The sequence below is a fragment of the Pseudomonas sp. GW821-FHT01C01 genome, from assembly GCF_059422645.1.
The window spans coordinates 40,669-61,194 of the sequence record NZ_JBWKXF010000015.1 but is presented as its reverse complement, the minus strand read 5'-3'; the positions used below and the strand labels follow the sequence as shown (position 1 = coordinate 61,194).

Here is a 20,526-nt window from a genome sequence, read left to right as displayed (position 1 = left end):
TCCGTAGCACCACAAAACTTTCCGCGGCAGAAGATCGCAGCCTTCGGCAGCTCCTACGCGTTGGCGGCAGCCTTTGATCGTGGCACGATGTCGAGGTAATCGACCGAGATCCCCTGACCATGCCGCAATCCCAAGCCAAGAATCTGTCCCTGATCGCCGCAATCGACCTGGGCTCCAACAGCTTTCACATGGTCGTGGCCAAGGCCCAGAACGGCGAGATCCGAATTCTCGAGCGTCTCGGGGAGAAGGTTCAGCTGGCCGCCGGCATCGACGAAGAGCGCCACCTCAACGAAGAATCCATGCAGCGCGGGCTCGATTGCCTCAAGCGCTTCGCCCAACTGATCAGCGGTATGCCCACCGGCGCCGTTCGCATTGTCGGCACCAACGCCTTGCGTGAAGCCCGCAACCGCGCCGAATTCATCCATCGCGCCGAAGAAATTCTCGGCCACCCGGTGGAAGTCATTTCCGGTCGTGAAGAAGCGCGCCTGATCTACCTCGGCGTCTCCCACACCCTCGCCGACACCCCGGGCAAGCGCCTGGTGGCCGACATCGGCGGCGGCAGTACCGAATTCATCATTGGCCAGCGCTTCGAACCACTGCTGCGTGAAAGCCTGCAGATGGGTTGCGTCAGCTACACCCAGCGCTATTTCAAGGACGGCAAGATCACCCCGGCCCGTTACGCCCAGGCGTACACCGCGGCGCGGCTGGAGATCATGAGCATCGAGCACGCCCTGCACCGCCTGACCTGGGATGAAGCCATCGGTTCCTCGGGCACCATCCGTGCCATCGGCCTGGCGCTGAAGGCCGGCGGTCAAGGCTCGGGCGAGGTCAATGCCGAGGGTCTGGCCTGGCTCAAGCGCAAACTGATCAAGATGGGCGACGTCGAGAAAATCGATTTCGAAGGTATCAAGCCGGATCGCCGGGCGATTTTCCCGGCCGGCCTGGCGATTCTCGAAGCGATCTTCGACTCCCTCGAACTGCAACGCATGGATCACTGCGAAGGCGCCCTGCGCGAAGGCGTGCTCTATGACCTGTTGGGCCGCCATCATCACGAAGACGTGCGCGAACGTACCCTCACTTCGCTGATGGAGCGCTACCACGTCGATCAGGAACAGGCGGCACGGGTCGAGCGCAAGGCGCTGCATGCGTTCGATCAGGTGGCCGAGGACTGGGATCTGGAAGACGGCGTCTGGCGCGAACTGCTCGGCTGGGCAGCCAAGGTCCATGAAGTGGGCCTGGACATCGCTCACTACCAGTACCACAAGCACGGCGCTTACCTGATCGAGCACTCGGACCTCGCCGGGTTCTCCCGCGAAGACCAGTTGATGCTCGCGCTGCTGGTACGCGGCCACCGACGCAACATTCCCAAGGACAAGTTCGCCGAGTTCGGTGACGACGGCACCAAGCTGATTCGCCTGTGCGTGCTGCTGCGCTTTGCGATCCTGTTCCACCACATCCGTGGCACCCAGCAAATGCCTCAGGTGGAACTGAACGCCAGTGGCAACTGCCTGGAAGTGGTGTTCCCGGAAAACTGGCTGGATGAAAACCAGCTGACCCAGGCCGACTTTGAAATTGAAGCGCAATGGCTGACCCGGGTCGACATTGTGCTGAGCGTTCGCTGAAATTGAAAAAGGCCTTCTTCGGAAGGCCTTTTTTTGTTCACAACCCATGTGGGAGCGGGCTTGCTCGCGAAGAGGTCATCACATCCAACATCAATGTTGGCTGTTCGGCCGCCTTCGCGAGCAAGCCCGCTCCCACAGGTTCCGCGTTACCGGACAGCCAGGATCGGACTGCCCAAACGCTCCAGCAATGTCGCCTGGGCGCTGCGCGGGTTCTGGTTGCCGGTCGGTGTGTTACGGATGTAACGGCCGTCCGACTGCAGGCTCCAGCTGTGGGTGTTATCGGTGAGATACAACTCCAGCTCTTTCTTGACCCGCATGATCAGCTTCTTGCCTTCCACCGGGAAGCAAGTCTCGACGCGCTTGTCGAGGTTGCGTTCCATCCAGTCGGCACTGGAGAGGAACATTTGCTCGTCGCCACCGTTGAGGAAGTAGAAGACCCGGGTGTGTTCCAGGAAGCGGCCGATGATCGAACGCACGTGGATGTTATGCGAGACCCCGGCAATGCCAGGCCGCAGGCAGCACATGCCACGCACCACAAGGTCGATGCGCACGCCCGACTGGCTGGCCTTGTACAGCGCGCGGATGATCTTCGGATCGGTCAGCGAGTTGAACTTGGCGATGATGTGCGCCGGTTTGCCGTCGAGGGCGAACTGGGTTTCGCGGGCAATCATGTCGAGCATGCCCTTTTTCAGGGTAAACGGTGCGTGCAGCAACTTCTTCATGCGCAACGTCTTACCCATGCCGATCAACTGACTGAACAGTTTGCCAACGTCTTCGCACAAGGCATCGTCGGAGGTCAGCAGGCTGTAGTCGGTGTACAGGCGGGCGTTGCCGGCGTGATAGTTACCCGTACCGAGGTGCGCGTAACGTACGATTTCACCCGCCTCGCGACGCAGGATCAGCATCATCTTGGCGTGGGTCTTGAAGCCGACCACACCATAAATCACCACCGCACCGGCCGCTTGCAGTCGGCTGGCCAGTTGCAGGTTGGATTCTTCGTCGAACCGCGCACGCAGTTCGATCACCGCCGTGACTTCCTTGCCGTTACGCGCTGCATCCACCAGCGCATCGACGATTTCCGAGTTGGCGCCGGAACGGTACAGGGTCTGGCGCACCGCCAGCACATGTGGATCCTTGGCGGCCTGGCGCAGCAGGTCGACCACCGGGGTGAACGACTCGAACGGGTGCAGCAGCAGGATGTCCTGCTTGCTGATCACGCTGAAAATGTTCTCGCTGTTCTGCAGCAGTTTCGGGATCTGCGGGGTGAACGGCAGGTATTGCAGCTCGCGCTGGCTGTCCAGGCCGGTGATGCTGAACAGCCGCGTCAGGTTCACCGGACCGTTGACCTGATACAACTCGCTCTCGCTCAGGTTGAACTGCTTGAGCAGGTAGTCGGACAGGTGTTTCGGGCACGTATCGGCGACTTCAAGACGTACCGCGTCACCGTAACGACGGGAGAACAATTCGCCGCGCAAGGCGCGGGCCAGGTCTTCGACGTCCTCGGAATCCAGCGCCAGGTCGGCGTTACGGGTCAGGCGGAATTGGTAGCAGCCCTTGACCTTCATGCCCTGGAACAAGTCATCGGCGTGAGCGTGGATCATCGACGACAGGAACACGTAGTTGTCACCTGGGCCACCGACCTCTTCCGGAACCTTGATCACCCGCGGCAGCAGGCGCGGTGCCGGAATGATCGCCAGACCGGAATCGCGACCGAACGCATCGATGCCTTCGAGTTCGACGATGAAGTTCAGGCTCTTGTTCACCAGCAACGGGAACGGGTGCGTCGGGTCGAGGCCGATCGGGGTGATGATCGGCGCGATCTCGTCACGGAAATAACGGCGGACCCAGGTTTTGAGCTTGGTCGTCCAGTAGCGGCGACGGATGAAACGGACCTGATGTTTTTCCAGTTCCGGCAACAGAATGTCGTTGAGGATCGCGTACTGGCGATCGACGTGACCGTGGACCAGTTCGCTGATGCGGGCCAGGGCCTGGTGCGGTTGCAGGCCATCGGCGCCGGCCTGTTCACGGGCGAAGGTGATCTGCTTCTTGAGGCCGGCGACGCGAATCTCGAAGAACTCGTCCAGGTTGCTGGAGAAGATCAGCAGAAACTTCAGCCGCTCCAGCAACGGATAGGACTCATCCAGCGCCTGCTCCAGCACGCGGATGTTGAACTGCAGTTGCGAGAGCTCGCGATGGATGTACAGGCTGCTGTCATCGAGGCCGGGAATGGCCACCGCCGGCACTGGCGCAGCGGTTTCGACGACCGCCGCAGGCGGAGCCGGCTCCAGCTCTGGCGGGGTCTCGTCGACTTGCTCCACCACAGGTTGAGCGTCTTTTACGGCAACTTCAGTGAGCACTTCGGTATTCATCGAATGTTCCTGGGAGGGCTATTTTTGCTCTCGTAACAATTGAGCGGCACGAACGGCAAAGTACGTCAGGATGCCATCGGCGCCTGCACGTTTGAAAGCGGTCAGCGACTCGAGGATAACCCCTTCGCTCAACCAGCCATTCTGGATCGCCGCCATGTGCATGGCGTATTCGCCGCTGACTTGATAAACAAAAGTCGGCACTTTGAACTCTTCTTTTACCCGGCACAGGATATCCAGGTACGGCATGCCTGGCTTGACCATGACCATGTCTGCACCTTCTGACAAGTCCGCCGCCACTTCGTGCAGGGCTTCATTGCTGTTGGCCGGGTCCATCTGATAGGAGGCCTTGTTGGCCTTGCCCAGGTTCAGCGCCGAGCCGACTGCATCGCGGAACGGGCCGTAATAGGCGCTGGCGTACTTCGCCGAGTAGGCCATGATCCGCACATTGACGTGACCGGCCACTTCGAGGGCTTCGCGGATCGCCTGAATGCGACCATCCATCATGTCCGATGGCGCCACGACCTGAGCGCCGGCCTCGGCGTGGGACAGGGCTTGCCTGACCAGTGCGTCGACAGTGATGTCGTTCTGCACGTAGCCTTCTTCATCAAGAATGCCGTCCTGGCCGTGGGTAGTGAACGGGTCCAGGGCGACGTCGGTGATCACGCCCAGCTCAGGGAATTGCGCACGCAATGCGCGGGTCGCGCGCTGGGCAATACCTTGCGGGTTCCACGCTTCGGCGGCGTCCAGCGACTTGAGTTCCGCTGGCGTCACCGGGAACAGCGCCAGCGCCGGAATCCCCAGCTCGACCCACTTGGCCGCCTCTTCCAGCAACAGATCAATGGTCAGGCGTTCGACGCCCGGCATCGAGGCCACCGCTTCGCGACGGTTTTCACCATCCAGCACGAATACCGGCAGGATCAGGTCATCGACGGTCAGGACGTTTTCACGGACCAGACGACGCGAGAAGTCGTCACGACGGTTGCGGCGCAGGCGGGTTGCGGGGAACAAACGGTTGGCGGGGGTAAAGCTCACGGCAGACTCCTGAGCCCGCGCTTACGGGCGAGCGTGACAGTTATAAGCGGCCATTATGACGAACGTATTACAGTTATGTGCACGCTGCGACAGGTAGCCGCATTCCATTGTCCTTGTAGGAAATGTTCACGTCGAGACACATTTGGACACTTTCCTGAATGTGCCCGAAGGGTTAGGCTGCGCGTTCATTTCGCCAGCACCCAGACAATGCTCCAACAATTTCTGCATGACTTCGGCTACTTTGCCCTCTTTCTAGGCACGTTCTTCGAAGGCGAAACCATTCTGGTACTCGCGGGCTTCCTCGCGTTCCGTGGATACATGGACATCAACCTGGTGGTGGTCGTGGCCTTCTTCGGCAGTTATGCCGGCGACCAGCTGTGGTATTTCCTGGGACGCAAACACGGCCGCAAACTGCTGGCGCGCAAACCCCGTTGGCAAATGATGGGTGACCGGGCGCTGGAACACATTCGCAAGCATCCGGACATCTGGGTACTGAGCTTCCGCTTCGTTTACGGTTTGCGTACGGTCATGCCGGTGGCCATCGGGTTGTCGGGCTATCCGCCGGGTCGTTACCTGCTGCTCAACGGCATTGGCGCGGCGATCTGGGCCGCCGCACTGGCGGCGGCCGCGTACCATTTCGGCGCAGTGCTCGAAGGCATGCTCGGCAGTGTGAAGAAGTACGAACTGTGGGTGCTCGGTGCGCTGCTGGTCCTGGGCTTCGTACTGTGGCTGCGCCGGCGCTTCAAGAATGCCCGCCTGGCCAAGCAGGTCTACGCCGATGAACAAGCCCTGAAAGCTGCGCGGACCAATACCGAAGGCCCTACGACGCCAACCGAGTGATGCGGTTTCTGCAACAGTAGAGACCGATGCCGCTCAACAGGCTGTAACTGAGCAGGCCGACCCAGCCCACCGTGCTGGCCGGCCACAGCCCCACCACCGGGGCCAGCCATACCAATGGCAAATTCGACGCCAGCCGCACCAGCTCCAGCTTCAACGCCCACGGGCGATTCTCCAGGGCCACGCCCAGCACAAACAGACCGAACGCCACCGCTCCCCAGCCCAACACCAGGGCGGCGGTCGGCAAGCGCGGCTCCAGATTCATCAAGTAACTGCCGAGCGCGATGTAGACGCAGAACTGCAACAGCACGTAGAGCTGCTGGCGCCCGTCCAGCGGCACCTCGAACTTGCGGAACCGGGTCAGGTCCGGCTTGTTCATCGGGTATTTGGCTGCCACGTCCGCCGGACGCCAGCCGGTGCGCATGAACCAGATCCGCAGCTTGTCCCAGGTGCTTTCGGCACGCCGGGCATCGGCCCACAACTGCGCGTAGAACTGCACGTTCGCCCATACAGGATTCCAGCTCGCCAGCGGCGTGGTCACGCCGAAGATCACCGGCTCGTTGTCGTCTTCTTCCTGGAACGAGCCGAACAGACGGTCCCAAATAATGAACACGCCACCGTAGTTGCGATCCATGTAGAGAGCGTTCTGTGCGTGGTGAGCCCGATGATTGGACGGCGTGACAAAGAACCATTCGAACCAGCCAAGCTTGGGAATGTGCCGGGTGTGCACCCAGAACTGGTACAGCAGGTTCAGCGCCGCGACGCTGACGAACACCAGCAGCGGCACGCCGAACACCGCCATCGGCAAATAGAAGATCCAGCTCAGCAAAAAACCGGTACTGGTCTGGCGCAGGGCCGTGGACAGGTTGTAGTCCTCGCTCTGGTGATGCACCGAATGGGCGGCCCAGAGGATGTTGCGCTCGTGGCCCATGCGGTGCAGCCAGTAGTAGCAGAAATCGTAGAAGACAAAGGCAAACAGCCAGGTCCAGACGCTGTCGGCCGACAGTTCGAACAGCGCCAGATGCTGGAGGGCAAAGGCGTAGGTCACCAGACCCACACCTTTGGTCAAAAGACCCGTGGTGGTCGACAGCACGCCGGTACTGATGCTGTTGATCGCGTCCGCCACCCGATAATTGCTCACCCCGCGCCAACGGTCGGCCAGCAGTTCGACGGCGATCAGCACAAAGAAAAACGGCACCGCATACAGAATGAAGTCCATGACGCGCCCTGATTGGAATCTTGAGGACAGATGCTATGTGTAGCCGTGAATTAACCCTATGGCAACGAGTGACAAATTAGTGGACATTTAACGCCATGAATCTGGAGAAAAGCCCATGAGCAAAAAAGTTGCAGTGATCCTTTCCGGTTGTGGCGTGTACGACGGCGCCGAGCTCCATGAGAGCGTCATTACTCTGCTGCGCCTGGACCAGCGCGGCGCCCAGGTACAGTGTTTCGCACCGAACATCGCGCAGTTGCATGTGATCAACCACCTGACCGGCGAAGAAATGCCCGAATCGCGCAACGTGCTGGTGGAATCGGCGCGGATTGCCCGGGGCAACATCAAGGATATCCGTGACGCGAACGTCGATGAGTTCGATGCGCTGATCGTGCCCGGCGGCTTCGGCTCAGCCAAGAACCTGTCCAACTTTGCCATCGAAGGCGCCGGCTGCACCGTTCAACCGGATGTCCTGGCACTGACCGAGGCCTTTGCCGAGGCCGGCAAACCGGTGGGGTTGATGTGCATCTCCCCTGCCCTGGCGGCAAAGATCTACGGCCCCGGCGTAACCTGCACCATTGGCAACGACACCGACACCGCTGCCGCGATGAACAAGATGGGCGCGACCCATACCGATTGCGCCGTCAGTGAAATCGTCGAGGACAAGGCGCGCAAACTGGTGAGCACCCCGGCTTATATGCTGGCGCAATCGATCAGCGAAGCGGCATCGGGGATCAATAAGCTGGTAGACCGGGTGCTGGAACTGACCCACGAAAACGACGCCTGACACGATTTACTGTAGGAGCTGGCTTGCCAGCGAAAGCAATCCCACCTTCACCATAGGCGTTGAAGGGTATGGCCCCTTCGCTGGCAAGCCAGCTCCTACAGGGGGACGCTCAGGCTTTTCGGCTGAGCCGTGTGAGAATCCGGTCCAGCGCATTGGCAAACGCCTGCTTCTCACGGTCACCGAACGGCGCTGGCCCCCCACCCATTTGCCCCTGTTCACGCAAATCGGTGAACAGGTTGCGCACGGCCAGTCGCTCCCCCATGTTCTGCGCATCAAACTCCTTGCCTCGTGGATCGAGCGCTGCCACGCCCTTCTTCACCAGACGGTCGGCCAATGGCACATCGCTGCAGATCACCAGTTCACCGGGGACCGCGTGTTCCACCAGGTAATCATCGGCCGCATCCGGGCCGCTCGGCACCACGATCAACTTGACCAGTGCCAGCCCCGGCTTGGTCTGCGGCTGCCCGGCCACCAGCACCACTTCGAACTGGCGCTTGAGGGCGAACTTCACCACCAGGTCCTTGGCTGCCCGCGGACAGGCATCCGCATCGATCCACACACGCATTGGTTTTTCCTCTGTTGAAAAGCATCACGGGCAAACCACGCTCCCGCAGGTTAACGCTAAACCTGTGGGCGCGTGGCTTGCCCGCGAAAGTGAGCGAAGCGAATGCCGTTTAAGAAACCTGCACCCGCTGCTTCTCAGCCACCCGACCACGTCCATAAAGCACGACAATCGCAATGATCGCCACGACCTGGGCACTCAGCGAATACGCATCGGCATGGATTCCCAACCATTCAAAGTCAAAGAACAGTACCGGTCGTGTGCCGAAGATCCCGGCTTCTTGCAGCGCTTTCACGCCATGCCCGGCAAACACCACCGACAAGGCGCACAAAAGACCAGCGTTGATGCTGAAGAACAGCGCCAGCGGCAGCTTCGCCGAACCGCGCAAAATCACCCAGGCCAGGCCAACCAGCAACACCAGCGCCGTGGCCCCGCCGGCCAGCACCGCGTTGTGCCCCGCGGGGCCTGCCTGCAACCACAGGGTTTCGTAGAACAGAATCACTTCGAACAGTTCGCGATACACCGAGAAAAACGCCAGGATCGCAAAGCCGAAACGCCCGCCGCCGCCCACCAGGCTGGTCTTGATGTAATCCTGCCAGGCCGCCGCGTGACGACGGTCGTGCATCCACACACCCAGCCACAACACCATGACGCTGGCAAACAATGCCGTCGCGCCTTCCAGCAACTCACGCTGTGATCCGCTGACATCAATGACATAGGCTGCCAGCGCCCAGGTACCCAACCCCGCCACAAACGCCAGGCCCCAACCAACGTTAACGCTGCGCACCGCCGTCTGTTGACCGGTGTTACGCAGGAAAGCCAGGATTGCCGCCAACACCAGAATCGCTTCCAGACCTTCGCGCAGCAGAATCAGCAGGCCGGAAATGTAACTCAGCGACCAACTCAAACCGTCGTTGCCCAGCAGACCGGCTGACGCCTTCAACTTGGCTTTGGCCACGTCCAGGCGCTGTTCGACGTCGCTCACCGGCAGGCCGTCCTGCAACGACTGACGGTAAGCCATCAGGGATTTTTCAGTGTCTTTACGCACGTTGGCGTCAATGTTATCCAGCGAGCTTTCAACCAGTTCGAAGCCTTCCAGATACGCCGCTACCGATAAGTCATAAGCCTGATCATGCTCACCGGCACGATACGCCGCGATGCTCTTGTCCAGAGTAGCCGCGGTGTAGTCGAGCAGTTGTGCCGGGCCACGCTTGACCTGCGGCGGCTGCGCCCGTTGGGCACGGAACGTCGCAGCGGCTTGCGGGCCTTCGGCGGCCTGTACTTCGGCCGGGGTCTGACGGACCAGGTCGGCGATGTTGTAGGTTTTGTCAGCATTGGCCGTCGCCAGATCGACACTGAAGCTGGCGATATAGGTGGCCAGGTCCCAGCGCTGACGATCATCCAGTTGGTCGGCAAAGGCCGGCATGTCAGTCCCTTCAGCGCCAAGGCCCAAAGTGTTGTAGATCGCGTAGAGGCTCAGGCGATCCAGCCGCGTGGTATCGCGCAGGTTGGACGGCGGTGGCGTCATGCCGACACCCGCCGGGCCATCGCCGGCCCCCGTGTCGCCATGGCAGACCGAGCAATGCTGGGCGTACAGCGGCGCCCCACGCGACGGGTCCGGCGTAATGACCGGGGCTTGGCTGACTTCATAGGCCACGGCCAGCTTCGCGCCCAGTTGCCGGGCCTGACGAGTGACATCGACACCGTCCTGACGGGCACTGATGGAACTTCCCAGTGAGGTCAGGCTTTGCTCCAGCGCGGCTTTTTCCGGTTTGGCCGGCATGGCCGCCATCAGACTTCCCAGCGTCTCGACCGATTCTTGTTGCGCGCGAAATCCGGCCTGGTCCGTGATGCTGCCCGCCTGCACCGTGCCTGGGTAATCTGCGCTGATGTAATCGAGCAAGTGCAGCGCCTGCGGCGCACCTTCGGCGGGGGCAGCCAGCAGTTGAAAGCTGCACGCCGCGAACAGCGGCAGCAACAGCCAGGCCAGGAAACGGGCGGGGGCAATCATGAATGCATCTCAATTTGCAAAACGAAGTTACATATTGTTAACGCCCAACGGGTTTCGCTCAAGCGTTGTTGGGCCTTCCTGCGAGATCGCGGGTTCTCCAAGGTACTGATTCGTCAATGAAAAAGGCGCCCCATGCGGTTAATGCCGATCAGTTAAGGGATCGACCAACGCTGATCAACCTGTGGCGAGGGAGCTTGCTCCCGCTGGACTGCGTAGCAGGCCCATTTTTGGGGCCGCTTCGCTGCCCAGCGGGAGCAAGCTCCCTCGCCACAGGTCCAGGGTCTCGGCTTAACTGATCGGCATTAACCGCATGGGTCGCCTTTTGGGGTTTCTGCCGGTTTACACTGCGGCTCTGCGCAGCGTCGCCATGAACGCTGCCGCCCCGATGAACAGCCCGGCAAAGGTCCGGTTCATGCGTTTTTGCTGTTTCGGTGTGCGCAACAGGCGCAGCACTTTGGACGCCAAACCGGTGTAACCGGCCATGACGATCAGGTCGACGCAGACCATGGTCACGCCGATCACCAGATACTGAATCAGCAGTGGCGCATGCGGGTCGATGAACTGTGGCAACACCGCCAGCATGAACACCAACGCCTTGGGGTTGCTGATGTTCACCAGGAAACCACGGAACACCAGGGCCATCGGCTTGCCGATCTGGCGCACCGCCGCGTCATCGCTCATATCGCTGGGCAGCGCACGCCATTGCTTGATCGCGAGGTAGACCAGATACGCCACGCCAAACCATTTGATTGCGTAGAAGGCCGTGGCCGAAGCCGTGAGAATGGCGCCGACGCCGGCACCGACGATGGCGATCTGCATAGCCAGGCCCAGTTGCAGGCCCAGGGCGTTCCAGTAGCCGCGCCAGAAACCGTATTGCAGGCCGCTGGACATCGACGCAATGGCGCCGGCACCGGGGGACAGGCTGATCACCCAGCAGGCGGCAAAAAACGCCAGCCATGTTTGAAGCTCCATTGCACACCTCGACTCAGACTCGTGACAGACGTCTAAGCTAATGCGGCTTTGGGTGGATGACTACCGATTTTTTACGGGACATGGTGACAGCCGACCAGCGCTTGCGGCATGAGGGCCTCTTCGCGAGCAAGCCCGCTCCCACATCAGACCGAGTCGTTAATAAGAACGCGGTCACCTGTGGGAGCGGGCTTGCTCGCGAAAGCGGTGTATCAGGCAGCAGAAAATTTATTTTTCAAACCCGCTGGAAGGAAACACATCCGTCCCACGCCAGCGTCGCACCGAACGCTGGAAGAACAAACTGTTGGGCACCTGCACCATGGCGCTGCCCGTGCCGAGTTCTTCAGCTTCGATCAGCGTGGTGTAAAGGAGATTGATCGCCACCACCCGGCCTTTGACGCCGGGCTTGTCGGTGGTGTCCACCAACTCGACCACGTCACCTATACGAAACGGGCCGACAGTAAAGATCAGGATCGCGCACAACAGGTTCGAGAGCACGCTCCACATGGCGAAAAACGCCACCGCCGCGACCGCGACGAAACCAGACAACGCAGTCCAGAGTACCGTGGCCGATACACCGAGTCGCTCCAGGACGAAAATCAGCGCGCTGCCCATGATCAGCCAGCGCAAACCGCCCCGCAGCGGCAGCATCAACTGCGGCGGGAACGGGTAACGCTCACCGAGACGGATCAGGCCTTTGGCGACGAAGCGCTGGGTGAAGTAGCCGGCGAGCAGGATCAGCAGAATTTGCACGCCAAGCCAGATCGGCTCGACCCACACCGCCGGCAACGGCAGCTTGAAGGCGTCCATCAGGACAGCGCCTCCAGCTCCGCCTGCATGCTTTCCAGCAACTCCAGGGCTTCCATCCACGCTTCTTCCAGCTCCGCCTCACGCACCTTCAGCCTGGCCTGTTCGGCCAGCAGATCACGCAATTCGTTCTTGCGCGCCGGCTCGTAGATGTCGCTGTCGCCGAGGCTGGCATCGACCTTAGCCAGTTTTTCGTGGAGCTTGCCCAGCTCCGCTTCAAGCTTGTCAGCTTCGCGCTTGTGCGGTGCCAGTTGCTGGCGCAATGCAGCAGCGGCCTGACGCTGGGCTTTCTTGTCGGTCTTGTCCGGGTTGACCGGCGTGTTGCTGACCGGGGCATTGCGCTGGCGATACTCCACCAGCCAGCGGGTGTAGTCCTCCAGATCGCCGTCGAACTCCTCGACCTTGCCGTCCGCCACCAGATAGAAATTGTCGGTGGTGCTTTTGAGCAAATGCCGGTCGTGGGAGACCACCAGTACCGCACCACTGAATTCCTGCAGGGCCATGGTCAGCGCCAGGCGCATTTCCAGGTCCAGGTGGTTGGTCGGTTCGTCGAGCAGCAACAGATTCGGTCGGTCCCAGGCGATCAACGCCAACGCCAGACGCGCTTTCTCGCCACCGGAGAAATTCAGTACCGGCTCGTCGATCCGCGCACCACGGAAGTCGAAACCGCCGAGGAAGTCACGCAGGGTCTGTTCGCGCTCGGTCGGTGCCAGGCGCTGCAAGTGCAGCAACGGGCTGGCCTTGGAATCCAGAGAGTCGAGCTGATGCTGGGCGAAGTAACCGACGACGGTGTTCTCGCCACGGGTCAAGCGGCCAGCCAATGGCGAGAGCTCACCGGCAAGGTTCTTGATCAGGGTCGATTTACCGGCACCGTTAGGGCCGAGCAGACCGATCCGCGCCCCCGGGGTCAATTGCAGTTTGACCTTCTCCAGCACGGTTTTCTCACCGTAACCCAGACGGGCATCGGACAGGTCGATCAGCGGGCTGGAAATTTTCTGCGATTCGCGGAAGACAAAGTCGAACGGCGAATCGACGTGGGCGGCGGTCAGCTCTTCCATCCGCTCCAGGGCCTTGATCCGGCTCTGGGCCTGACGGGCCTTGGTGGCCTGGGCCTTGAAGCGGGCGATGTAGCTTTCCATGTGCGCACGTTGCACCTGCTGCTTCTCGTAGGCCTGTTGTTGCTGGGCCAGGCGTTCGGCTCGGGCGCGCTCGAAGGCGCTGTAGCCACCGCGGTACAGGGTGATCTTGCGCTGATCGACGTGAGCCACATGGTCGACCACGGCATCGAGGAAGTCCCGGTCGTGGGAGATCAGCATCAGGGTGCCCGGATAGCTCTTGAGCCACTCTTCGAGCCAGATAATGGCGTCGAGGTCGAGGTGGTTGGTCGGTTCGTCGAGCAGCAGCAGGTCCGATGGGCACATCAAGGCCTGCGCCAGGTTCAGACGCATCCGCCAGCCACCGGAGAAATCCCCGACCTGACGATCCATCTGCTCGTTGGTGAACCCCAGCCCGGCCAGCAGCTTGCGCGCCCGGGCGTCGGCGGTGTACCCGTCGGCGCTGTCGAGTTCCGAATGCAGGCGGGCCTGTGCGGCACCGTCATGGGCCACTTCGGCTGCCGCCAGGTCGCGTTGCACCTGGCGCAGGCGCAGGTCGCCATCGAGCACGTAGTCGACCGCCAGGCGTTCGAGGGTGTCGACCTCCTGGCGCATGTGGGCGATACGCCAGTCGGCCGGCAGGAAGCAATCACCCGAGTCCGGGTGCAGTTCGCCCCGAAGCAAGGCGAACAGGCTCGATTTGCCGGCGCCATTGGCACCGATGAGGCCGGCTTTCTGGCCGGCGTGCAGGGTCAGCTCGGCGTCTTCTAGCAGACGTTGCGGGCCACGCTGTAAAGTCAGGTTCTGAAGTCGAATCATAATGGCGGCGGAGTCTACCAGCTTCGCTCGCAACTGGCGCGAGTAGCACTATGTCCTCTGACCTGTGGAGTTTTTCCCTGACCACTTACGCCCGTCCGGGCGTTGAGCAGGCATGCCTGCAATTGCAGTCGGCGGGGGTCAATGTGTGCCTTTTGCTATGTGGGGCGTGGCTGGGACAACGGGGCGTTGCCTGCGATGAGCCGCGTTTGCAGCAACTACGCAGCGTGGCCGTCGCCTGGGACACCGATGTCGTGCGGCCGCTGCGAGCCCTGCGCACGCAATGGAAAGCCGCGGCCACGGAAGACGCCGATTTGCATACCCTGCGTGAACAAGTGAAGGCACTGGAGCTGGAAGCCGAACGGCATCTGTTGTTGCGGCTGGAGAGAGCGGCGCAGAGTTGGCCGCAAGGTGCCGCGACCGATCTATCGGCCTGGCTGGAAGGTGCGACGGCGGGTGCCGCCCACCTGCACCGCGACGCGCTGCATCAGCTGCGCGTCGCGGTAACCGGCACTTAGGAAGCGCTGGTTGGGGTGGTTGCTGCGATCGATGCGGCGGCCGGCGTTGGCGCTGGCGTGGCTGTCGAGGTGGCTGCTGCTAAAGCAGACGTTGCTGCCGGAGCCGGGTTGGCTGGCTTGGCAACCGGTGCGGTGGCTGGTTTGGCGGCAACCGGCTTCTTCACTGCAGGTTTGGCTGCGGGTTTTGCAGCAGGTTTTGCAGCAGCCGGTTTGGCGGCAACTGGCTTGGCAGCGGCTGGTTTGGCGGCAACGACTGGTTTCGCTGCAGCTGGTTTTGCGGCTGGTTTGGCAGCCGCTTTTACAGCAGGTTTTGCCGCTGGCTTGGCTGCTGGTTTAGCGGCCGGTTTTGCAGCGACAGGTTTTGCAGCCGGCTTGGCAGCAGGTTTCGCAGCAGCGGTGCGGGCAGCTGGTTTAGCGGCCGGTTTTGCAGCCGGTTTAGCGGCGGCGGTTTTAGCCACGGCTGGTTTGGCAGCAGCGGCTCTTGCAGCGGCAGGTCGTGCGGCGGCTGGTTTGGCTGCCGTGGTTTTAGCCGCAGGTTTTGCAGCACTGGCAGCAGCCGGTTTTCTCGCAGCCGGTTTGGCAGCAGGCTTGGCCGCGGCAGTTTTCGCTACTGGTTTGGCAGCGGCTGGTTTTGCAGCAGCAGGCCTGGCCGGTGCTTTTGCTGCAGCCGGTTTGGCAGCGGCCCTCTTCGCAGGTGCCGCAGCAGGCTTGGCCGCACGCAGGGACAACGCCTTGCTGACAGCCTCTTGTACACGACCGACGCCCTGGGCCAGTTTCAGGCTTTCTTGAGCATCGCGCTTGAGTTGCAGAATGTAGCCACGGGTTTCCGATTGACGATTCTTGAGGGCATCGAGCAGCTCCTCAAGATCGGCCACTGCGTCCTTGGCCTTGGCTTGCGCCTTGGCTTTTCCGGCCGCCGCAGCGTCCTGCAGTTTGGTGCGGGATTTGTGCAGTTTTTCTTGCGCTTTTCCGCGCTGCTTTTCCAGTTTGGCGAGCAATTTTTCAGCATCAGCCAAGGCTTCGGAACAAGCGGTTTCCAGATGCTCGAGCAGGCTGCCCGAGAGTTGTTGGAGCAGGTGCAATGGAGTGTTTACTGGCTTCTTGGTGGCCGACATGGTTTACCTCCTGGCTGAAGTGAGTGCGGCTCATACTAGACCTCTGCTGCAACCGCCGCTAGGGCATGTTGACACTATCGAAAGCGCCGCGTTGCAAAGGATTGAAAAACTTCTGCATCGGCGCAAAAGCAGTTCACCGTTGTGCGCATTCTCACTGGCATAATCGCCCGCAATTCAGGTTGGAGAGTGACCATGTCGCGCTACCTTTTTTTATCGCTGTGCGTGTTTTTTTCGGTGGCCCAAGCCGCCGAAAAAACACAGGGAAATGAAGCCCACGATCTGGCTTACAGCCTGGGTGCAAGTCTTGGCGAACGCTTGCGCCAGGAGGTTCCCGACCTGCAACTCCAGGCACTGGTCGACGGATTGCAGCAGGCCTATCAGGGCAAACCGCTGGCGCTGAAGGACGAGCAGATCCAGCAAATTCTGACCGAGCATGAAGCCCGGATTGCCATGCAGCCAGCCGAGCCGCAAAGCGAAATGGCGCTGGAAAAAGAGCAGCGCTTTCTCGCCGCAGAGAAATCCAAACCCGGCGTGCGCGAACTGGCTGATGGCGTGTTGCTGACCGAGTTGACGCCAGGCACTGGCGCCAAGGCTGGACCCAACGGCAAGGTGCAGGTGCTGTACATCGGTCGCTTGCCCGACGGCACGGTGTTCGATCAGAACAGCCAGCCACAATGGTTCAGTCTCGACAGCGTGATTGCCGGATGGCGCAGTGCATTGCAAAACATGCCGGTCGGGGCGAAATGGCGACTGGTGATTCCGTCGGCTCAGGCCTATGGCGCCGACGGAGCCGGTGACGTGATCGCACCGTTCACACCGCTGGTGTTCGAAGTCGAATTGCGCGGTGCCACCGGCTGACGACACAAACGAAAAACGGCGTGCCTTGGCACGCCGTTTCCGGATCTTGCGGGTAGCGCTTCAGGCCTGAACCGAATCGGTTTCCTTGTGAGCGGTGTGCAGCACTTCGATCAGGCAGTCCTCCAGCTCGAAGCGTTCGTGCAACAGTCCGCCGAGTGTCTTGAACTCCTCGGCGACACACTTGCCCTCATCGCACAGGTCGTTGAACGCGAGCAGCTTTTCGGTGATGACGTCGATGCGCGGATAGATCGTCTCGGCGAGCTCCAGGCCACGCTGGTCGTTGAAGGCCTTGGCCTCCCCCGTCAGTTGCTCGTAGATCTCGAAATGCCCGGCGGACACGTAATCGACCAGCACGCCGCAGAATTCCTGCAAGGGCTTACGGTTCGTGGACAATGCCTGCGGATCGGCACCGAGCTTGTCGTATGCATCGATCAGCTCTTTACGCTCCTGCAACCAGCGATCGATCAGCAGGTGCACTCCACCCCAGCGTTCCTGAGCATTCTGACAACTTTCGAGCATGGTGATCTCTCTTCCCTTGTGGGTCAGCTGCTCTATGCCCGTTCGCCTCTTGTTACGTCAGTGGGCGGTCAGGCAGAGCGTCATCGAGCAACATAATTCCAATGACACGTGCGGGCCAGATTATGCCCGCACGACACTGCCTTCAAGGTACGCACGCGATAATGTTCATACAAGTGTTTAATCACCTGCGAAGGCCCGGTGCGACGACTCGCCGCTGAGTGGTCGCTGATAGCTGATCCAGACCAGTCGCAACGACTGGTACACGGCCAGAATCATCATCGCGACAAAGAACAGCAGGCTCCATTCCGTGAGACTCAGATCGAACAGCGTCCAGGAAATCCTCCCACAATCGGCAGCGCCCTTGAACATTGGCTGTACGACGCTTAACCACGGAGTACTGGACAACAGTTCCGCCAGACGGGTCGAGCACGTCGCTGCCTGATCCGCCGGAAGACTTTGCAGCAGGACCTGTCGCCACGCCGTGACGGTACCGGCCAGGCTGCAGCAAAGACTCAGCAGCCAATACAGAACGTTTCCGATGCGACCGGGACCATGGACCGAAGCTGTCAGGCAGACACCGGCAAAAAGAGCCAGGCAAAACCGTTGCACGAGACACAAACCGCAAGGTCGCAAGCCGACGGCATACTCCAGGTAGTAGGAAACGCCCAGCGCCAGGGCACCCGCAATGAAAGCCATGAAAAACAAGGAGCGTGAACAGGCCAAAGACATGGCTTTTCCGTAAAAGTAGTGACAGGCCGTTACGGTAGAGGAAAGCGCTGCGGCCTTTCAAGGCAAGCGCCCACGGACACTTCAGCACAGGTGTAGGGAAATCCCGACGTAGACGAGAGGATAAAAAGTAGTCCGCTGTAGGACTTTGCCTGCGACGAAGTTTGGCGACTGAATTTCAACAAATCATCGCATTGCGGCGAGGGCAATTGCGCCTTCGCCGCAGGTCATCGCTCAGACGCCGGAGCCTGGCGCCAGCGCTTGGGTCAAGCGCGGATTGGTACTGGCAGAGGGGCCGCGAGCAAGCGCTCATCCAACAAACCCAGGCCTTCCTCAAACAGCTGGTTGCTGCGATCGGTATCGCCCATTTGCGCCAGCAACCGCGCCAGCTCCGCACAGGCTTCCGGATTGCGTTGCACACGCAGGCTGCTTTCCAGATAGTCCCGGGCCTTGCCCCACAAACTGTTTTGCAGGCATAGACGACCCAGTGTCAGCAGCAGGCCCGGATCGGCCGGATGGTCCTTGAGCCAGCCTTCGGCGGCCTGCAACTGGCGGACCGGATCCTTGCCGCGAACCAGTCCGTAGAGCCGTGCCAGATGACTGTCGTAGCTGCGTTTGAGAGCGGTGCGCAGCACTTCCTCGGCCTCGACCTGAGCCCCCAATTGCCGCAATTGCTCGGCATACGCGAGCACCAGTTGCGGCTCCTGACGCTGTGCCGAGGTCAGTTGCTGCCAGGCACGTTCGAGCGATTGCTGCCCCACTGTTCCGTCTTCTTCCCGTTGCGCCGCCAGAGACAGGTTCGCCCCCCAGGCCCGACGCTCCAGCTCGGCGAGCTCGGCCGCCGGCAGGACTTTGTCCTTGCGCAGCTCCGGCAGCAGGCGAATCACTGCCGACCAGTCACCACGCTGCTGAAGCAGGCGCTGCAACTGACGCAGAGTCTGCGCGTTATGCGGATGGCGTTCATGCATGGCTTGCAGGGTTGCGAGGGCGCCTTCGGAATCACCGCGGTCGGTCTGCAACTGGGCGTGGTTCAAGGCAATCGCCAACTCGGCCTGAGGTTGACGCTCCAGGGCGCGCTCCAGAAGGTTGTCGCTTTCTTCGTAATTGCCTTGTTCATTCGCGGCACGGGCCGCACCGAGGTAGTAAAGCAGCGGCTGGCGCTCGGCTTCGGCAGCCCGATGCAAATGACGTTGCGCACTGGCCCAGCGCCCCTCGGCCAGGTCCAGTTGACCGTGCTCGATCGCCACCTGCACCCGACGGCTGCGGTTTCGCCGCGACCATGGATTGACCACGCCACTGGAAGCCATCACCAGTTCGACCAGCGACTTGATGCCCCAGATCACCAGCCAGAGAACAGCCACCAGCGCCAGGGTAGCCCACAGGCTCGACTCATAGCGGAAGGTCTTGTAGGCAATCAGCACGTAACCGGATTGTTCGGCAATCGCCAGTCCAAGCGCGGCGGCGGCGGCGATAACGAGGAACACGATCACATAGAGGCGCTTCATGGCGTGGCCTCCGGCGCGGTGTTCGCGGCAGGCCTGGTCATTGGCTTGATCGAGTCCTCGGCATTGACGTTGCGCCGCTCCAGATACCCCTGCACCGCGCTCAGCGTGCCAGTCAAATCTGGCGTGACTACGGTGACGGGTTGCTTGCTCAACTCAGCCACCTGCTCAAGCATGACTTTGCTTTGCGCGTTGTCCGGATTGAAGTTGCCCCTGAGGATGTCCCGTGCTTCATCCAGCACCTGGGAGTAAACCGCAGCCTGACCATTGAGTGCGGCCCATTGTGCCTGCTCCAGTGCCAGGCTCAGGGCCAGGCGCACTTGGCTCAGGCTCTGGCCGGCCAGCAATGGACGAACGTTTTTGTCGGCATTGAAATCGATACGGATGTAGCGCGAAATCTGATCCCACCACTGCGCCCAGCGACTGGCGCCGTCGCCATCGGCGGTCAGGCGCAGCAACGAATCGCCACGGTCCTTGTACTCGGGGGCCAGCTCGGTGAGGCTGGCCACCTGCTCGCGCAGCGCGCCCAGACGCAGAAACAGCCCGGTGCGATCGGGCTGTTCGGTGCTGCGCAAGGCGATCAGGGTCTTGGCCACCTGCTCGCGAGCGGCAAAGGAGCCCGGGTCGTTCTGCTCGCGCAGTATCTCGTCGGCGCCTTGTACCAGTGCCTGGGCACTGCTGATGTCCTGCAAGGCGGACAGTCGCAGGCTGGCCAGACGCAGCAGGTGCTCGGCCTCCGCCAGGCGCCAGTCCTTGCGACTGGCGCCGAGTACGGTTTCCAGCCGCTGGTTCAGCCGCTGCTGATCACCTTGCAGTTGAATCACCAGACGGCTGCGTGCTTCCAGTTCATCGGCGGGAGGCAATTGCGCCAGGCGTGCGCTCAGGCGTTCCTCATTGAGCTTGAGGTTTTGCGCCTGGTCATTCAACGCCTGTACCTGGCTCATCTGTTGCTGATTATTGGCTTGCAGGTGACGCACCTGCCAGACACCCCAACCGCCCACCGCGACACCGGCCGCACCCAGCAGCAGCGCGATGATTGCCAGACCATTGCCTGGACGCTGCACGGCAGCGGGTGACGGCGGCAATTCATCAACAGGAGCATCAAACGGTGCATCAAGCACCGGTCGCGAGTCATCTTTAGGCAAGGCTGTTTCGCTCACGTATCC

The 20,526-nt window shown here is 61.2% G+C and carries 18 protein-coding genes; 5 read left to right on the top strand and 13 right to left on the bottom strand.

Going from position 1 to position 20,526, the window contains the following annotated elements:
* Nucleotides 1-119: 119 nt before the first annotated feature.
* Entirely contained in the window at nt 120-1,622 is a 1,503-nt protein-coding gene (gene ppx / locus AC07XF_RS12455) for an exopolyphosphatase (protein WP_495026713.1), read from the top strand.
* Between the two features lie 146 nt (nt 1,623-1,768).
* Here ppx and ppk1 read toward each other — a convergent pair whose 3' ends face one another.
* Nucleotides 1,769-3,991, bottom strand: a complete 2,223-nt coding sequence (gene ppk1, locus AC07XF_RS12450; protein WP_495026712.1) for a polyphosphate kinase 1 — start codon at nt 3,989-3,991, stop codon at nt 1,769-1,771.
* An 18-nt stretch (nt 3,992-4,009) separates the two neighbouring features.
* Nucleotides 4,010-5,023, bottom strand: a complete 1,014-nt coding sequence (hemB, locus tag AC07XF_RS12445) for a porphobilinogen synthase (RefSeq protein ID WP_007982864.1) — start codon at nt 5,021-5,023, stop codon at nt 4,010-4,012.
* Nucleotides 5,024-5,230: 207 nt separating this feature from the next.
* On the opposite strand from hemB, the gene AC07XF_RS12440 reads away from it, so the two are divergent.
* On the top strand, nt 5,231-5,863 hold the full coding sequence (locus AC07XF_RS12440; protein WP_495026711.1) for a DedA family protein: 633 nt from the start codon (nt 5,231-5,233) through the stop codon (nt 5,861-5,863).
* Here AC07XF_RS12440 and AC07XF_RS12435 read toward each other — a convergent pair.
* Nucleotides 5,844-7,079, bottom strand: coding sequence for a sterol desaturase family protein (locus AC07XF_RS12435; protein WP_495026710.1), 1,236 nt, complete (start codon nt 7,077-7,079; stop codon nt 5,844-5,846). The two genes, AC07XF_RS12440 and AC07XF_RS12435, sit on opposite strands and share 20 nt — an antisense overlap.
* Nucleotides 7,080-7,194: 115 nt before the next feature.
* On the opposite strand from AC07XF_RS12435, the gene elbB reads away from it, so the two are divergent.
* Entirely contained in the window at nt 7,195-7,863 is a 669-nt protein-coding gene (gene elbB / locus AC07XF_RS12430) for an isoprenoid biosynthesis glyoxalase ElbB (protein ID WP_150757485.1), read from the top strand.
* A gap of 109 nt (nt 7,864-7,972) precedes the next feature.
* On the opposite strand, the gene AC07XF_RS12425 is transcribed toward elbB, so the two are convergent.
* The 5 genes from AC07XF_RS12425 to AC07XF_RS12405 form a co-directional block, all read right to left on the bottom strand.
* Entirely contained in the window at nt 7,973-8,428 is a 456-nt protein-coding gene (locus AC07XF_RS12425; protein WP_495026709.1) for a YaiI/YqxD family protein, read from the bottom strand.
* A 109-nt stretch (nt 8,429-8,537) separates the two neighbouring features.
* The gene (locus AC07XF_RS12420) at nt 8,538-10,436 is read right to left on the bottom strand and encodes an FTR1 family protein (protein WP_495026708.1); all 1,899 of its coding nucleotides are present in this window, start codon (nt 10,434-10,436) and stop codon (nt 8,538-8,540) included.
* A 339-nt stretch (nt 10,437-10,775) separates the two neighbouring features.
* Entirely contained in the window at nt 10,776-11,408 is a 633-nt protein-coding gene (gene rhtB, locus AC07XF_RS12415; protein WP_495026707.1) for a homoserine/homoserine lactone efflux protein, read from the bottom strand.
* Between the two features lie 225 nt (nt 11,409-11,633).
* On the bottom strand, nt 11,634-12,215 hold the full coding sequence (locus AC07XF_RS12410; RefSeq protein WP_495026706.1) for a mechanosensitive ion channel domain-containing protein: 582 nt from the start codon (nt 12,213-12,215) through the stop codon (nt 11,634-11,636).
* Nucleotides 12,215-14,125 carry an ATP-binding cassette domain-containing protein gene (locus AC07XF_RS12405; RefSeq protein ID WP_495026705.1) on the bottom strand — a complete coding sequence of 637 codons (1,911 nt, stop codon included), beginning with the start codon at nt 14,123-14,125 and terminating at the stop codon, nt 12,215-12,217. Before AC07XF_RS12405 ends, AC07XF_RS12410 begins: the two co-directional genes overlap by 1 nt.
* A 50-nt stretch (nt 14,126-14,175) precedes the next feature.
* Here AC07XF_RS12405 and AC07XF_RS12400 point away from each other — a divergent pair, with 50 nt between their 5' ends.
* Complete coding sequence (locus AC07XF_RS12400) at nt 14,176-14,640, top strand: TIGR02444 family protein (protein WP_495026704.1); 465 nt, start codon at nt 14,176-14,178, stop codon at nt 14,638-14,640.
* On the opposite strand, the gene AC07XF_RS12395 is transcribed toward AC07XF_RS12400, so the two are convergent.
* Nucleotides 14,637-15,755 carry an AlgP family protein gene (locus tag AC07XF_RS12395; RefSeq protein WP_495026703.1) on the bottom strand — a complete coding sequence of 373 codons (1,119 nt, stop codon included), beginning with the start codon at nt 15,753-15,755 and terminating at the stop codon, nt 14,637-14,639. The genes AC07XF_RS12400 and AC07XF_RS12395 overlap by 4 nt on opposite strands.
* A 192-nt stretch (nt 15,756-15,947) precedes the next feature.
* Between AC07XF_RS12395 and AC07XF_RS12390 the strand changes: the two genes are divergently transcribed.
* Nucleotides 15,948-16,613, top strand: a complete 666-nt coding sequence (locus AC07XF_RS12390; RefSeq protein WP_495026702.1) for an FKBP-type peptidyl-prolyl cis-trans isomerase — start codon at nt 15,948-15,950, stop codon at nt 16,611-16,613.
* Nucleotides 16,614-16,673: 60 nt separating this feature from the next.
* Here the strand turns inward: AC07XF_RS12390 and rsd are convergent, their stop codons facing one another.
* The 4 genes from rsd to AC07XF_RS12370 all read right to left on the bottom strand — a co-directional run bounded on the left by rsd (nt 16,674) and on the right by AC07XF_RS12370 (nt 20,520).
* The gene (gene rsd / locus AC07XF_RS12385; protein WP_495026701.1) at nt 16,674-17,132 is read right to left on the bottom strand and encodes a sigma D regulator; all 459 of its coding nucleotides are present in this window, start codon (nt 17,130-17,132) and stop codon (nt 16,674-16,676) included.
* A gap of 177 nt (nt 17,133-17,309) precedes the next feature.
* Entirely contained in the window at nt 17,310-17,861 is a 552-nt protein-coding gene (locus AC07XF_RS12380) for a disulfide bond formation protein B (RefSeq protein ID WP_495026700.1), read from the bottom strand.
* Nucleotides 17,862-18,124: 263 nt separating this feature from the next.
* Nucleotides 18,125-19,363, bottom strand: a complete 1,239-nt coding sequence (locus AC07XF_RS12375) for a heme biosynthesis protein HemY (RefSeq protein ID WP_495026699.1) — start codon at nt 19,361-19,363, stop codon at nt 18,125-18,127.
* On the bottom strand, nt 19,360-20,520 hold the full coding sequence (locus tag AC07XF_RS12370; RefSeq protein ID WP_495026698.1) for a uroporphyrinogen-III C-methyltransferase: 1,161 nt from the start codon (nt 20,518-20,520) through the stop codon (nt 19,360-19,362). The genes AC07XF_RS12375 and AC07XF_RS12370 overlap by 4 nt, the downstream gene beginning before the upstream one ends.
* Between the last annotated feature and the right edge of the window lie 6 nt (nt 20,521-20,526).